The 13,828-nt window shown below is 72.9% G+C and carries 16 protein-coding genes; 7 read left to right on the plus strand and 9 right to left on the minus strand.

The window, feature by feature from the left end; genetic code table 11:
* Positions 1–93: 93 nt before the first annotated feature.
* Positions 94–963, plus strand: coding sequence for a dihydropteroate synthase (gene folP / locus V6U79_RS20215; RefSeq protein ID WP_334529720.1), 870 nt, complete (start codon positions 94–96; stop codon positions 961–963).
* A gap of 80 nt (positions 964–1,043) precedes the next feature.
* Here folP and ndhC read toward each other — a convergent pair whose 3' ends face one another.
* Entirely contained in the window at positions 1,044–1,421 is a 378-nt protein-coding gene (gene ndhC / locus V6U79_RS20220; RefSeq protein WP_334529723.1) for an NADH-quinone oxidoreductase subunit A, read from the minus strand.
* A 237-nt stretch (positions 1,422–1,658) separates the two neighbouring features.
* Between ndhC and V6U79_RS20225 the strand changes: the two genes are divergently transcribed.
* From V6U79_RS20225 to V6U79_RS20235, 3 genes are all read left to right on the plus strand, one after another.
* Entirely contained in the window at positions 1,659–3,005 is a 1,347-nt protein-coding gene (locus tag V6U79_RS20225; RefSeq protein WP_334529726.1) for a hypothetical protein, read from the plus strand.
* Between the two features lie 318 nt (positions 3,006–3,323).
* Entirely contained in the window at positions 3,324–5,171 is a 1,848-nt protein-coding gene (locus tag V6U79_RS20230) for a 2-oxoacid:acceptor oxidoreductase subunit alpha (RefSeq protein ID WP_334615459.1), read from the plus strand.
* Positions 5,164–6,198 carry a 2-oxoacid:ferredoxin oxidoreductase subunit beta gene (locus V6U79_RS20235; protein WP_334529732.1) on the plus strand — a complete coding sequence of 345 codons (1,035 nt, stop codon included), beginning with the start codon at positions 5,164–5,166 and terminating at the stop codon, positions 6,196–6,198. The genes V6U79_RS20230 and V6U79_RS20235 overlap by 8 nt, the downstream gene beginning before the upstream one ends.
* An 87-nt stretch (positions 6,199–6,285) precedes the next feature.
* On the opposite strand, the gene V6U79_RS20240 is transcribed toward V6U79_RS20235, so the two are convergent.
* The gene (locus V6U79_RS20240) at positions 6,286–6,930 is read right to left on the minus strand and encodes an FMN-dependent NADH-azoreductase (RefSeq protein WP_334615460.1); all 645 of its coding nucleotides are present in this window, start codon (positions 6,928–6,930) and stop codon (positions 6,286–6,288) included.
* A gap of 82 nt (positions 6,931–7,012) precedes the next feature.
* On the opposite strand from V6U79_RS20240, the gene V6U79_RS20245 reads away from it, so the two are divergent.
* Complete coding sequence (locus tag V6U79_RS20245) at positions 7,013–7,504, plus strand: MarR family winged helix-turn-helix transcriptional regulator (RefSeq protein ID WP_334529737.1); 492 nt, start codon at positions 7,013–7,015, stop codon at positions 7,502–7,504.
* A gap of 45 nt (positions 7,505–7,549) precedes the next feature.
* On the opposite strand, the gene V6U79_RS20250 is transcribed toward V6U79_RS20245, so the two are convergent.
* Positions 7,550–8,563 carry a potassium channel family protein gene (locus V6U79_RS20250; protein WP_334615461.1) on the minus strand — a complete coding sequence of 338 codons (1,014 nt, stop codon included), beginning with the start codon at positions 8,561–8,563 and terminating at the stop codon, positions 7,550–7,552.
* 146 nt (positions 8,564–8,709) lie between these two features.
* Here V6U79_RS20250 and V6U79_RS20255 point away from each other — a divergent pair, with 146 nt between their 5' ends.
* A complete protein-coding gene (locus V6U79_RS20255; RefSeq protein ID WP_334615462.1) occupies positions 8,710–9,360 on the plus strand; it encodes a helix-turn-helix domain-containing protein in 651 nt (216 codons plus the stop codon).
* A 133-nt stretch (positions 9,361–9,493) separates the two neighbouring features.
* The gene (locus V6U79_RS20260) at positions 9,494–10,090 is read left to right on the plus strand and encodes an ATP-dependent Clp protease proteolytic subunit (RefSeq protein ID WP_334615518.1); all 597 of its coding nucleotides are present in this window, start codon (positions 9,494–9,496) and stop codon (positions 10,088–10,090) included.
* 291 nt (positions 10,091–10,381) lie between these two features.
* Here V6U79_RS20260 and V6U79_RS20265 read toward each other — a convergent pair whose 3' ends face one another.
* The 6 genes from V6U79_RS20265 to V6U79_RS20290 all read right to left on the minus strand — a co-directional run bounded on the left by V6U79_RS20265 (position 10,382) and on the right by V6U79_RS20290 (position 13,728).
* Entirely contained in the window at positions 10,382–11,356 is a 975-nt protein-coding gene (locus V6U79_RS20265) for a zinc-binding dehydrogenase (protein WP_334615463.1), read from the minus strand.
* A gap of 64 nt (positions 11,357–11,420) precedes the next feature.
* Complete coding sequence (locus V6U79_RS20270) at positions 11,421–12,032, minus strand: dihydrofolate reductase family protein (RefSeq protein WP_334529745.1); 612 nt, start codon at positions 12,030–12,032, stop codon at positions 11,421–11,423.
* A 49-nt stretch (positions 12,033–12,081) separates the two neighbouring features.
* Positions 12,082–12,576, minus strand: a complete 495-nt coding sequence (locus tag V6U79_RS20275) for an SRPBCC family protein (RefSeq protein WP_334529748.1) — start codon at positions 12,574–12,576, stop codon at positions 12,082–12,084.
* Between the two features lie 14 nt (positions 12,577–12,590).
* Positions 12,591–12,923: an ArsR/SmtB family transcription factor gene (locus tag V6U79_RS20280; RefSeq protein ID WP_334615464.1), complete on the minus strand. Its 333-nt coding sequence runs from the start codon at positions 12,921–12,923 to the stop codon at positions 12,591–12,593.
* A gap of 72 nt (positions 12,924–12,995) precedes the next feature.
* Entirely contained in the window at positions 12,996–13,283 is a 288-nt protein-coding gene (locus V6U79_RS20285; RefSeq protein WP_334615465.1) for a DUF1905 domain-containing protein, read from the minus strand.
* A gap of 49 nt (positions 13,284–13,332) precedes the next feature.
* Positions 13,333–13,728: a nitroreductase family deazaflavin-dependent oxidoreductase gene (locus V6U79_RS20290; RefSeq protein ID WP_334529757.1), complete on the minus strand. Its 396-nt coding sequence runs from the start codon at positions 13,726–13,728 to the stop codon at positions 13,333–13,335.
* Between the last annotated feature and the right edge of the window lie 100 nt (positions 13,729–13,828).

Here is a 13,828-nt window from a genome sequence, read left to right on the forward strand (position 1 = left end):
TGGTGCGCGTCCCGGCCCGACGGCGTGGCGGCGGACCGGATAGCGTCGTCAGCGGCCGGGCGACCCCGGCCGGCGACGGGCGGGGAGGCGGGCATGGCCGGGGCGCTGCGGCTCGGTGGGCGGACGTTCGCCCCGGGCGAGCTGGTGGTGATGGCGATCGTCAACCGCACGCCGGACTCGTTCTTCGACCGGGGCGCGACCTTCGCCCAGGACAGCGCGCTGCGCGCCGTGGAGCGCGCGGTGACCGAGGGCGCGGAGATCATCGACATCGGCGGGGTCAAGGCCGGCCCGGGCGACGAGGTCGACGTGGCCGAGGAGATCCGCCGGACGGTGGACACCATCGCCGCCGTCCGGGCCGCCTTCCCCGAGGTGGTCATCTCGATCGACACCTGGCGGGCCGAGGTGGCGGTGGAGGCGGTGGCCGCGGGCGCCGACCTGCTCAACGACACCTGGTCCGGCGCCGACCCGGCGCTGGCCCGGGTCGCCGCGCAGACCGGGGCGGGGCTGGTCTGCTCGCACGCCGGGGGCCTCGCGCCGCGGACCCGGCCGCACCGCGCCGCCTTCGACGACGTGGTCGCCGACGTGGTCGCGACGGTGACCGGGCTCGCCGAGCGCGCGGTCGCCCTGGGGGTACGCCCCGACGGCGTCCTGATCGACCCGGCGCACGACTTCGGCAAGAACACCCGTCACTCGCTGGAGATCACCCGCCGGCTCGACGAGCTCTCCGGCACCGGCTGGCCGCTGCTGGTCGCGCTCTCGAACAAGGACTTCATCGGCGAGACGCTGGACCTGCCGGTGCCGGAGCGGCTGGAGGGCACCCTCGCCGCCACCGCCGTCTCGGCCTGGCTCGGCGCCCAGGTGTTCCGCGCCCACCAGGTGCTCCCCACCCGCCGCGTCCTGGACATGGTCGCCTCCATCCGCGGCGACCGCCCGCCCACCCTGACCCGCCGCGGCCTGGCCTGACCCGGCGACGCCGGTCTCCGCCTGAGCGGAGCGCCCCGAACAGGGCCGGCAGTGCGAAATCGCGGACGGGGTGGGGTGGGTCAGGTCCAGCGGAGGATGTTCTTGCGCCAGGCGTAGAGGATGCCGAGCGCGACGATCGCCACGAAGATGCCCATCTCGGCGACGGTGATCAGGCCGAAGCCGGGCCGGTCGAAGACGACCGCCCAGGGGAAGAGGAAGACCGCCTCGACGGCGAACAGCACGTACAGGTAGGCGTACACGTAGTAGCGGATCTGCATCTGGGCCCAGTCGCCGCCGACCGGGTCGAGACCGCACTCGTAGCTGGCCCGCTTGCCCGGAGGATCAGCCGGACGGCTGGGACGTAACACCCGGTTGGCCGAGAACGCTGTGACAAAAAAGAGGGCGCTGGCGAGCAGCAGCAGCCCGAGCGTCGCGTACGAGCCCAGGTAACCGGTCACGGTGGGTCAGCCTACCGGGCCCCGACCCCGTCCCGCCCGGAGCGGGCGCAGTACCGAACACGTTACGAATTCGTTTCCCGACGGGACTGGTGCCCCGAGGCAACTGTTGCCGAATAATGAACCCTCACCCAGTGTCACGGAGGACAGATGGCCCGCGTGGACCTGCGCTTCGCTAGGCGGACCCTTGACCAGCGCACCTCTTCCCTGGTCGGGGCGGCACTGGCGACAGGTTTGACAGTGGCGCTGACGGTCGCGCCCGGCCTGGCGACGGCGGCACCGACGGTGACCCGGGTCGCCACCCCGGAGACCGGCGAAACCACCCCGGCCGGTGAGCCCACGGAGGAGACCACGCCCCCGGTGGAGCCGACCGCGCCGGCGTCCGACCCGGCCACGGGACCGCCGACGCTGCCCCCGGACCCGGACCCGACCCCCTCCGATGCCACGCCCACCACCGTCGCGCCGACGACCAGCGCCCCCGCACCGGCCCCGACCACCACCACCCGGCCGCCCACCACCGCCCCGGCCCCGCCCCCGCCGGGTGGCGGCCCGGTGCCGCCGCCCGCGCCGCCACCCGGCGAGCCGGGCGGGGGCCGGACCGGCGTCCGGGTCACCACCGGCGACATCTCGCTCGGCCCCGGCTACTGGAACGCCCGGAGCACCGTCACCACGCTGCGGGTCACCGTCACCAACACCGGTGCCACGTCGGCCCGGATCCGCCTCGGCTACACCCTGCCCGCCGGCATCACCGACGCCGGTACCCCGGGCTGCTCCGCCGCGGGCGGCGGAGCATGGCGCTGCGGCGAATGGACCGCCGCCGCCGGCGCCCGGTTCAGCAGCGCGATCAAGGTACGGGTCGGCGGCACCGCCTGGCGGCAGATGCCGTTGAGCGGCTCGGTGCGGGTGACCGCGACGGGGGCGGACACGGGCGCCGTCACCGCGGACGACGAGGGCTTCGCCGTGCTCTTCCCGCCCGGCCCGCCGGTGCCGGGGATCAAGCTCGCCGCCGACGAGGTCGCCTTCGACATCAGCGGCACCCCGACCGAGCTGGCCGTCCGGCTGGGCAACACCGGCAAGGTGGACGCCGCCGGCCGGATCGAGGTGATCCTGCCCGCCGGGGTCAGCGTGCCGAACCCGCCGGCCGGCTGCGAGGCCGCCGGGCCGACCCGGACCCGCTGCGACGTCGGGACCGTCGCGGCGGGCCGGACCGCCGCGCTGCGGCTGCCGGTCGCGGCCTCCCCGGAGGCGCAGCGGCAGGCGCCGCTGGCCGGAGCGCTGCTCGGCAAGCTGGACCCGCACAGTGGCAGGACGCGGCAGATGCAGATGAGCTTCCGGATCAACGCCGCGGCCGCGCTGGCCACCCCGGCCGCGTCCACCCCCACGCCGACCGGCTCGCAGGGGGTGCTCGCCGTGGCCGGCCAGGCCTCCGGCGACGACGGGATGAGTTCGGTGCAGCAGATCGCGGTGGCCCTGATAGCGGTCTCCGGCGTGCTGGTGGTGCTGGCGCTGGCGCTGGCCACCGCCTCGCTGCGGCGGCGGATGAGCGGACCGGTGACGGACCCGGCCGGCAATCCGGCATCCGACTGAACCCGGCGGCGCCGACCCGGCTGGACCGGGCGGCGCCGACCCGGGCCCTCGCCCGGTGATCTGGATTACGGCGGCCAACACGAAACGGCTCAAAGCCGGACAGAAGGCCGCCGAATCCGTTCCCACTCGTCGGACCTCCACCAAGGATGCCCTAAGGACTCGACGTAGGCTCTGAGGTGAGAATCGACAGCGGGCCGGACCAACCACAGGTGGACCGGGCGCAGCGGCGCGTCAAGGAGGTCACGTGGCGGGGCACGGCGAGGTCACCAACAGGTTCAGCCGCCCGCGCGACGGGGCTGAGCGAAGCGAGGTGCAGGCGTGACCAAGCAGATCCGTCAACTCGACCGGGTGGTCATCCGGTTCGCAGGGGACTCCGGCGACGGCATGCAGTTGACCGGCGACCGGTTCACCTCGGAGACGGCGCAGCTGGGCAACGACATCTCCACGTTGCCCAACTTCCCGGCCGAGATCCGGGCACCCGCCGGCACCCTGCCCGGGGTGTCCAGCTTCCAGGTGCACTTCGCCGACTACGACATCCTCACCCCGGGCGACGCGCCGAACGTCCTGGTCGCGATGAACCCGGCGGCGCTCAAGGCGAACCTGGCCGACCTGCCGCGCGGCGCGGACATCATCGTCAACACCGACGAGTTCACCCGGCGCAACCTGGCCAAGGTGGGCTACCAGGCCAGCCCGTTGGACGACGACTCGCTCGCCGGCTACGTGGTGCACCCGGTGGCGTTGACCTCGATGACGGTCGGCGCGCTGACCGAGCACGCGGTGTCCAAGAAGGACGCCGAGCGGGCCAAGAACATGTTCGCCCTCGGCCTGCTGTCCTGGATGTACTCCCGGCCCTACGAGTCGACGCTGCGCTTCCTGGAGCGCAAGTTCGCCGCCCGCCCCGAGCTGGTCGCCGCCAACGTGGCCGCCTTCCGGGCCGGCTGGAACTTCGGCGAGACCACCGAGGACTTCTCCGTCCGGTACGAGGTCAAGCCGGCGAAGATGCTGCCGGGCACCTACCGGAACATCACCGGCAACGCCGCGCTCTCGCTCGGCCTGGTCGCCGCCGGCGTCCGCTCCGGACTGCCGGTCTTCCTCGGGGCGTACCCGATCACGCCGGCCTCGGACATCCTGCACGAGCTGAGCAAGCACAAGCGGTTCGGCGTGGTCACCATGCAGGCCGAGGACGAGATCGCCGCGGTCGGCGCCGCGCTGGGCGCCTCGTACGGCGGCGCGCTCGGCGTCACCACCACCAGCGGCCCCGGCGTCGCGCTGAAGAGCGAGACGATCTCCCTCGCGGTGGCGCTGGAGCTGCCGCTGGTCATCGTCGACGTGCAGCGGGCCGGGCCGTCCACCGGCATGCCGACCAAGACCGAGCAGGCCGACCTCAACATGGCGCTGCACGGCCGGCACGGCGAGGCCCCGGTCGCGGTGATCGCACCGAAGTCGCCGGCCGACTGCTTCCACGCGGCCCTGGAGGCGGCCCGGATCGCGTTGACCTACCGCACGCCGGTCATCCTGCTGTCCGACAACTACGTCGCCAACGGCTCCGAGCCGTGGCTGCTGCCCGACGTGGAGTCCCTGCCGGACCTGCGGGTCGAGTTCGCCACCGCGCCCAACGGCGAGGACGGCACCACCTTCCTGCCGTACCTGCGGGACCCGCAGACCCTGGCCCGGCCGTGGGCCATCCCCGGCACCCCCGGGCTGGAGCACCGGATCGGCGGCCTGGAGAAGGCCGACAAGACCGGTGACATCTCCTACGACCCGGCGAACCACGACTTCATGGTCCGCACCCGGGCGGCCCGGATCGAGACGATCCCGGTGCCGGACGTCGAGGTGGAGGACCCGGACGGCGACGCCCGGGTGCTGGTGCTCGGCTGGGGCTCGACGTACGGCCCGATCGGCGCGGCCTGCCGTGGCCTGCGCCAGCGCGGGCTCTCCGTCGCCCAGGCGCACCTGCGCCACCTGGCCCCGATGCCGGCCAACCTCGGCGAGGTGCTGCGCGCCTATGACCGGGTCGTCATCCCCGAGATGAACCTCGGCCAGCTGGCCCACGTGATCCGGGCCAGGTACCTGGTCGACGCGATCGGCTACAACCAGGTCCGCGGCCTGCCGTTCACCGCCGCCGAGCTGGAGACGATGCTGGAAGAGGTGCTGAAGAATGTCTGAGCCCGTCGCCCTCAAGCTCACCGCCAAGGACTTCAAGTCCGACCAGGAGGTGCGCTGGTGCCCCGGCTGCGGCGACTACGCGATCCTCGCCGCGATCCAGCAGTTCATGCCGGAGCTGAACATCCCGCGGGAGAACACCGTCTTCGTCTCCGGGATCGGCTGCTCGTCGCGCTTCCCGTACTACATGAACACCTACGGGTTGCACTCGATCCACGGCCGCGCTCCGGCGATCGCGACCGGCCTGTCGGTCTCCCGGCCGGACCTGTCGGTCTGGGTGGTCACCGGTGACGGTGACGCGCTCTCCATCGGCGGCAACCACCTGATCCACGCGCTGCGCCGCAACGTCAACCTCAAGATCCTGCTCTTCAACAACCGGATCTACGGCCTGACCAAGGGGCAGTACTCCCCGACCTCCGAGGTCGGCAAGGTCACCAAGTCGACCCCGGCCGGCTCGGCCGACGCGCCGTTCAACCCGCTGTCCCTGGCGCTGGGCGCGGAGGCCACCTTCGTCGGCCGGACCATCGACTCCGACCGCAAGCACCTCCAGTCGGTGCTGCGGGCCGCCGCCGAACACCAGGGCTCGGCGTTCGTGGAGATCTACCAGAACTGCAACATCTTCAACGACGGCGCCTTCGACCAGCTCAAGGATCCGGGCACCCGGGACGACTACCTGATCCGGCTGGAGCACGGGCAGCCGATCACGTTCGGCAAGGACGGGCAGTTCTGCGTCGTCCACCCGCCGGGCGGTTTCGGGCTGGAGGTGCGGGAGACCGCGGCGACCCGGCCCGAGGAGATCGTGGTGCACGACGCCACGGTCAACGACCCGGCGTACGCCTTCGCCCTGTCCCGGCTGCCCGGCCTGGACCTGCGCAACACCCCGATCGGCGTGTTCCGCTCGGTGGACCGCCCGTCGTACGACAGCGTGGTGCAGGAGCAGGTCGCCACCGCCAAGGCGTCGGTGACCGACACCCCTGAGCAGCAGCTCGCCGGCCTGCTCGCCGGCGGCGACACCTGGACGATCATCTGACCGGTCGCCGGACACCCGGCACGCCCGCCCGCGAAGGGGTGGTCACTCCCGAGGAGTGACCACCCCTTCCGTGTGCCGTGGCACCGGTCAGGCGGCGGACACCGGCGTCCAGAGCGCGTCGATGGCGCGCTCGGCCGCCGCACGGCTCTCCTCGGCCAGGGGGATCAGCGTCGCCATGGCCGGGTTCACCGGCGCGAGGGTCAGCTCGGCGGTGATGAAGCGGGGCTCCAGGCCGGTCATCGACAGACCGTGCGGCAGCCAGGGCTCGGCGTGGTCCCAGCCCGCCCGGGGGGTGTCGGCGCCGTAGCCACCGCCCCGGCTGGCCAGCACGATGAACTCGCGGCCACCGAGCAGCCCCTGCCCGGTCTCCGGGTGGTACCCGAGGCCGGGGGCGATGAGGTGGTCCACCCACGCCTTGACGCTGCTCGGTGCGGAGTAGTTGTAGAGCGGCAGACCGAGCAGGATCGTGTCGGCCCGCTGCACCTCGGCGACCAGCCGCTCGGTCAGCGCCCAGGATGCCTGCTGGGCCGGCGTGTGCTGGTCGGCGGGCACCATCCGGGCCAGGCCGCCGGCCTCGTCCAGGTGCGGCAGGGGCTCGCTGCCGAGGTCCCGGTAGGTGACCGTGCCACCCGGGTGGGCGGCGCGCCAGGCGGCGGCGGCCCGGGCGGTGAGCTGCCGGCTGACCGAACGCTCGCCCTGAATGCTCGAGTCGATGTGCAACAGGTGGGGCATTATTGATCCCTTGCAGATGGTTGGTGTTGCGTCAATCATTTATAGCAGGCCGATCGGTGGTCACCCCGGTAGACTCGGTCACATGCCTGCCGTGCCGGTCGACCAGTCCGAGCACCGTTCCGGGGCCCTGCTCGATCACCTGGCCCGACGGATGCGGCTGCGCTCCGAGTCGGTGCTGGCGCCGCTCGGCCTGCGGCCTCGTCACCTCGTCGCGCTCACCGTGCTGCGCGCGGAGGGGGGCATCAGCCAACAGGCGCTGGCGGGCAAGTTGGAGATGGACGGGACGAACGTCGTCGGGCTGCTCAACGACCTCGAGAAGGCGCACCTGGTGGAGCGGCGTCGCTCAGCCGCGGACCGACGCCGCCATGTGGTCGAGATCACCGATACCGGGAGAAAACGCCTCGGTGAGGCGGAGTGCGCCCTCGCCACCGCCGAGGAGGAGGTACTCGGCGCGCTCGATGTCGACCAGCGCGAGACGCTCTACGAACTGCTCCGCACGGCGGCCACCGGGTCCGCGCTCAACTGCGCCGAGGCGCTCCGGGACGAGAGCGGGGACTCCGACGACCGCTGCTGAGTCGCCAGGCGCGCGTGCGAAAGGAACCTGTGCGGTCCCGGGAGGTCAGGCGCTGGTGGCCGACTGGGGGCGGTCGTCGCGGACGTGGACCAGCATGTCGCCCGTCTCGATCACCGCACCGGCCCGGTCCGCCAGGGTGACCACCTTGCCGCGCCGGACCAGCGCGATGACCAGTGTCTCCAGCTCACGGGGGGACTTGCCGACCTCGTGCCGGTCGGCCGAACGCATCGCCAGCGCCATGCCCTGACCGGGGGTGAGCAGGTCCTCCACCACGTCGATCAGCGGCGGCGCGGAGGTGGAGAGCCCCAGCAGCCGGCCGGCGGTGGCCGAGGAGACGATCACGTGGTGGGCGCCGCTCTGCCGCAGCAGCGGGGCGTTCTCCGCCTCACGCACCGCCGCGATGATCCGTACCTGGCCGGCGGTGAGCTGCCGGGCGGTCAGCGCGACCAGCACCGACGCGTCGTCGCTGTCGGTCGCGATGATCACCGACTTGGCGTTGCGGACGTGCGCCTCCTCCAGCACCGACGAGCGGGTGGCGGAGCCCTCGATCGCGACCAGCCCGGCCGAGGTGGCCTGCCGCAGCGCGGCGCCGCTGCGCTCGACCACCACGATCCGGGACTTGTCCAGGCCGTTCTCCAGCAGGGCGGAGACCGCGCTGCGGCCCTTGGTGCCGTAGCCGCAGATGATGACGTGGTCCTTCACGGTTCTCCTCCACCGCGACAGGCGACGGCCGGTCCGGTACTGCTCGGTCAGGACTTCGAGGGTGGTGCCGACCAGGATGATCAGGAAGATCACCCGGGCGGGGGTGATGAACAGGACGTTGACCAGCCGGGCCGACTGCGCGTACGGAGTGATGTCGCCGTATCCGGTGGTCGACAGGGTCACCACGGCGTAGTAGGCGCAGTCGAGCAGGGTCAGCCCGTTCTCGTCGACGTCGCGGTAGCCGTCCCGGTCGAGGTAGACCACCGCCACCGTCAGGAGCACCAGGCCCAGGGCGGCGGCCAGGCGGAGGCTCAACGCGCTGAGCGGGCCACGCCGCTGCGCCGGGAAATGGATCACCGTCGGTCCCGCTCCCCCTGGGTCGCCTGCACGCCCACAACATAGCCGCTGCCGGCGCGTCCGCACGCCGGGGTGGCCCAGCGGGACGGTACGGCCGGCCGGCACCGGGCATGATGGGGAGGAGTCCGGACCGCGAGGAGGCCCGCATGTCGCTGCTGCGCCGGGTGATCGGTGGGGTGCTCCGCCGGGTACGCCTCCGGCAGGGCCGCACCCTGCGCGAGGTGGCCGCGGCGGCCGGGGTGTCGCTGCCCTACCTCTCCGAGGTGGAGCGGGGCCGCAAGGAGGCCTCGTCGGAGGTGCTCGCCGCGATCTGCCGCGCCCTCGGGATCAACCTGTCGGACCTGCTGGAGGAGGCGCGCAACGACCTGCGCCGGGTCGAGCCGCGGATCCCCACCGCGCCCCGGGCCGCCCTGGCCCGGCTGGAACGGGTGCCGACCGCCCGGGGCGACGCCACCGGCCCGCGCCTGCGGATCGGGTTCCACGCCGACGACGCGGGACCGCACGCGGGTCACGACGCGGCGACGCCGGTGACGAGCGGGGCCGGGTCCCACCCCGGCGGTGGGCCGTTCGGTCCGGCCGGACGGCTGCTGCACGTCGGCGGGGCGACGCTGGGCCCGACCGGGGCCGGCCTGCCGGCGACGGGGATGGGGCGGCACGTCGGGTCGACCGTGGGCGGGGCCGGCCTCCGGGTGCGGGTGTTCGCCTCCGCGCCGGCCGGGCGCCCCGGTGCGCGTACCTCCCGGATGCTGGCCCGGCGGCGGGCCCGGGCGGGCCGGCGGCGGCTGACCGCGGCGTAGGCCGGCCGGTTCTGCCCTGGGCGGATCTGCCGCCGGCAGAAACCCTGGGGCCGTGACCACCCCCCGGCGCACGCTGGAGGCGCCGGTTCCCGGGCCGTACTCCTCGCCCGCCGGCGACGGGAGGGTGGTCGCGATGATCGGGTACGACGTGCGGATGCTGGCCGGCGGGCAGGTGTCCTTCGGTGACCAGGTGTTCGAACGGCTGCTGCGGGAACGGATCATCTTCCTCGGCACGGAGGTCACCGACGCCTCGGCCAACCAGATCTGCGCCCAGATCCTGCTGCTCGCCGCCGAGGACAGCGACCGGGACATCTACCTCTACGTCAACTCGCCGGGCGGCTCGGTGAGCGCGGGGATGGCCGTCTACGACACCATGCGGTACGTCAAGAACGACGTGGCCACCCTGGCCCTGGGCTTCGCCGGCTCGATGGGCCAGTTCCTGCTCTGCGCCGGCGCGGCGGGCAAACGCTTCGCGCTCCCCCACTCGCGGATCATGATGCACCAGCCCTCCGGCGGGATGGGCGGCACCGCCGCCGACATCACCATCCAGGCGGAGAACATGCTGCACGTGAAGCGCACCATGCAGGAGCTGATCGCCCAGCACAGCGGGCGCACCCTGGACGAGGTCCAGCGCGACTGGGACCGGGACCGCTGGTTCACCGCCGAGCAGGCCCGCGACTACGGCCTGATCGACCACGTCATCACCCGGGCCGACCAGCTCGGGGTCTGATCCGGACAGGACGAGGGCCGGCGGGGAGAACCCGCCGGCCGTCGCTCGCGCGTCGGGTCGGGGCTGGTCGACGAAGTCGTCGAGGACGCCCCGCGCGCTGTCGATGTCCACCATGGAGCCGGGCGACGGGCGGAGCCGGACGCGCCCCCTCGATCGCGTCCGGACCCGGGTCACGAGGAACCGCGACCTGCATCGCCGATACACGGGAGCCTATGGCCGGGAGCGACCTGTGCGCTCGCGCAACGGCCGCAGCGCTTTCCGGCCAATTACCGTTACACGCGTTGGTCCGGCTCAGCGCGTGATGAGCACCACCTTGCCCAGCGCCCGGCGCCCCTCCAGGTCCGCGTGGGCGCGGGCCGCCTCGGCCAACGGATAGGTCGACACCAGCGGCCGCCACCAACCACGACCGGCCAGCTCCAGCGATCTCGCGGCGAGCCCGGGGATGCCGCCGGGCAGCGCGCGCATCCGCTGCCCGAGCCAGCCGGCGGTCAGACCGCGGCCGATCAGATCCTCGGTGGTGATCCGGGTCGCCGCACCGGCGGACCAGCCGAACATCATGAACCGGCCGCCGGGTCTGGTCAGCTCCAGAGCGGCCCGGCCGACCGGTCCGCCCACCCCGTCGTACACCAGGGTCGGTCCGCCGACCCGGTCCCGGACCTGATCGACCCACTCCGGCTGCCCGTAGTCCACCACCAGGTCCGCGCCGAGGTCGCGCAGCCGTGCCGTCCGGTCCGCGCCACGCGCCGCGGCGACCACCGTCGCGCCGGTGCTCGCGGCGGCCTGGACCAGCAGCCACCCCACGCCGCCGGCGGCCGACGGCACGAGGACCACGTCGTCGGCCGTCGGCCGCTCCAGCTCGAAGATGCCGAGGGCGGTGCGGCCCGTGCCGACCGCGGCCACCGCGTCGGCCCAGCTCATCCGCTCCGGTACGGGGTACAGCGAGTCGACCGGGGTGGCGGCCTGTTCGGCGTACCCGCCCGGCGCCATGCCCAGGTGGGCGACGACCCGTCGGCCGAGCCAGGACCCGTCGACGTCCGGTCCGAGCTGGTCGACCACGCCGGCGACCTCGCGGCCGGGGACGGTGGGCAGCTCCGGCAGCGGGATCGGGCCGCCGGCCTCGCCGCGACGCAGCGCCGTGTCGAGCAGGTGCACCCCGCTCGCCGCCACGACGATCCGCACCTGGCCGGGGCCGGGCGACAGGTCCGGCAGTTCGTCGAGGACCAGGTTGCCGGCGGGGCCGAATTCGTGGAGTCGGATGGCATGCATGACCTCATCCGACAACCTGCACCCGGGTTGAGGTCAACCCGTTCCCGCCCCCGGCATCGCGCGGTCAGTCCAGCGCGAACGACCCGGTGACGATCTCCCCCGCCGGCTCGTACGTGCCCATCACCACTCCGGTGCTGGAGACCCTGCTGTCGACGAGCTTCAGCCCGGAGGGGACGGTGCCGTCGGCGAAGAGGCGCTTGCCCGACCCGATGACGAGCGGAAAGACCCAGAGCCGGTACTCGTCGACGAGTTGGTGCCGCAGCAGCGTCTGGACCAGGTTGCCGCTGCCGTGCACCTGCAGCTCCGGCCCGTCCTCGCGCTTGAGCGCCGCGACGCCCTCGGCCGCGTCCCCCTCGATCAAAACCGAGTTGCTCCACTCCAGGGTGGGCCGGCTGCGCGACGCGACGTACTTGGTGGCCTCGTTGAACGTCCGGCCGCCCTCCTCTTCGGGGGCGTGCGGCCAGTGCGCGGCGAAGATGTCGTACGTCCGGCGGCCCAGGACGAGTGCGAAGGGCTTGCTCGTCGCCTCCCCCATCACCTGCCCCATCTGCTCGTCCCAGTAGTTCACCGACCAGCCGCCGTGCGCGAAGCCGCCGCTGTCGTCCTCCCTCGGGCCGCCCGGCGCCTGCATCACCCCGTCGAGGGTCATGAACGTGCTCACGATCAGCTTTCTCATCGGTGGTGCCCTTCCGATCGGTTGTCGGGTGCGGGTGGGCGGGTGGCGGTCAGCGCGGGACGTCGGCGAGCGCGCCGTCGATCTGACCCAGGGCCAGCCGGAGGCCTTCTTCCGCGCCCATGGCCAGCATCTGCTCCATCTGCTCGGCGTCGGCGAAGGTGGTGACCGTGGTCATCCGGGTCCGCGCGCCGACGGCCTCGAGCGTGACGACGGTGTGGCTGGGAGCCATGGCGCCCACGGGCTCGCCGTTCTCGTCGGCGAAGCCGTCGTCGAACTCCAGCCGGTGCGGCGCCTCGATCGCGGTCACCGTCCACCAGCCCCGCGACTTCTCGCCGTCGGGGCCGGTCATGTGGTAGCGGGACCAGCCGCCGACCACGAAGTCGTGCTGCTCGAAGGTGGCGGGCCAGGTCGGCGGGCCCCACCACCGCTCCAGCTGGCGCGGGTCCTGCCACAGCCGCCACACCCGCTCGACAGGGGCGTCGAACTCGGCGACGAACGTGAGCGTCAGTGCCTGGACGTCCTTGTGCGACCCGATCACCGGCATGCGTGTCACCTTCCTCAGTCTTCGGCCAACAACTCTTCGATACCTCGGGCCCGGTGCCGCCAGAGCTGCTCGTAGGCGTCGAGCAGCCGGGCCGCCCGGCGGAGCGCCGTCAGGTCGGGGTGCACGACCTGCTCCCTGCCCCGCCGCCGCTTGGTGACCAGGGCGGCGCGTTCGAGGACCGCCACGTGCTTCTGCACGGCGGCGAAGCTCATCGGGTAGTGCCGGGCGAGCGCGGTCACCGACTGCGCGTCGCGGATCACGCGGGCGATGATGTCGCGCCGAGTGGCGTCGGCCAGGGCGTGGAAGACGCGGTCGGCCGCCGCCTCGTCGCTCTCACCTACAACCACAAGGTTGTAGGTTAGTGACGGCCATCCCCGAACACAAGGGGACGCGCCGTTCGGCTCGCTCCGTCCCGCTGGTCAGACGTCGACGCTCAGATGGACCGTCACCGCGTCGCCCACCTCGATCCCCTCGGCCTGCCGCACCCCCGCCCTCACCGGCACGAGGTACCGCCCGTCCTTGGGAAACAGCGAGGTCCGCCACACGGTGGCGCCGACCCTCGCGGTCACCGGGATCATGCCCCAGCCGTACGTCACCGCCGACGAGGCGGCGCCCAGCTCGCCGCACTCCTGCTCCGGCACCGTGATGAAGTGCCACGGCGCGGGGCCCTTCCAGAACCACAGCTCACCGGTGAACTCCAGATCCATCGGACCAGGCTACGAGCCGACCCGAGCGACGAATGCCCGTCGGCCCCCGTCACGCCGCCTCCGGGCCGATCGGAAGAAGCTCGAAGACGGGATGCCGGTCGGCCTCGGCGACGAACTGCTCGACCGGAGCATCCTTGTCGGCCTGGAAGTACTTCCGGGTCGCCGTCGCCACGGCGACGTAGCGCCGCAGCACCGGCCCGGCCTCCGCCGCGGAAACCTCCCGGATCGCGTAGTCACGCGTGTCCCGCCGGCGGCTGAGGCTCACCCGGCCCGCCGCGCGTGCGTTGTGCACCCACGGCACCGGCCCGTACGGCGCGACGAGCCACCGTCGGCCGTCGTACTCCACGATGGTGACCGGGTTTGACCGCAACCGACCCGTCCTGCGGCCCCTGGTCGTCAGCAGGTAGGAGCTGGGTACCAAACCGGCCCGCACCATCGCGCTCATCAGGAGGTTCTCCGGCCGGAACCAGCGACCGCGTCGGTACTCCCTGGCAGTCCTCTCCGCGCCCATGGTGGTCCTTCCTCCCGCCGCGACCGCCGCCGGC

The sequence above is a fragment of the Micromonospora psammae genome (genome assembly GCF_036902725.1).
In the GTDB taxonomy this organism is placed as follows: Bacteria; Actinomycetota; Actinomycetes; order Mycobacteriales; family Micromonosporaceae; genus Micromonospora.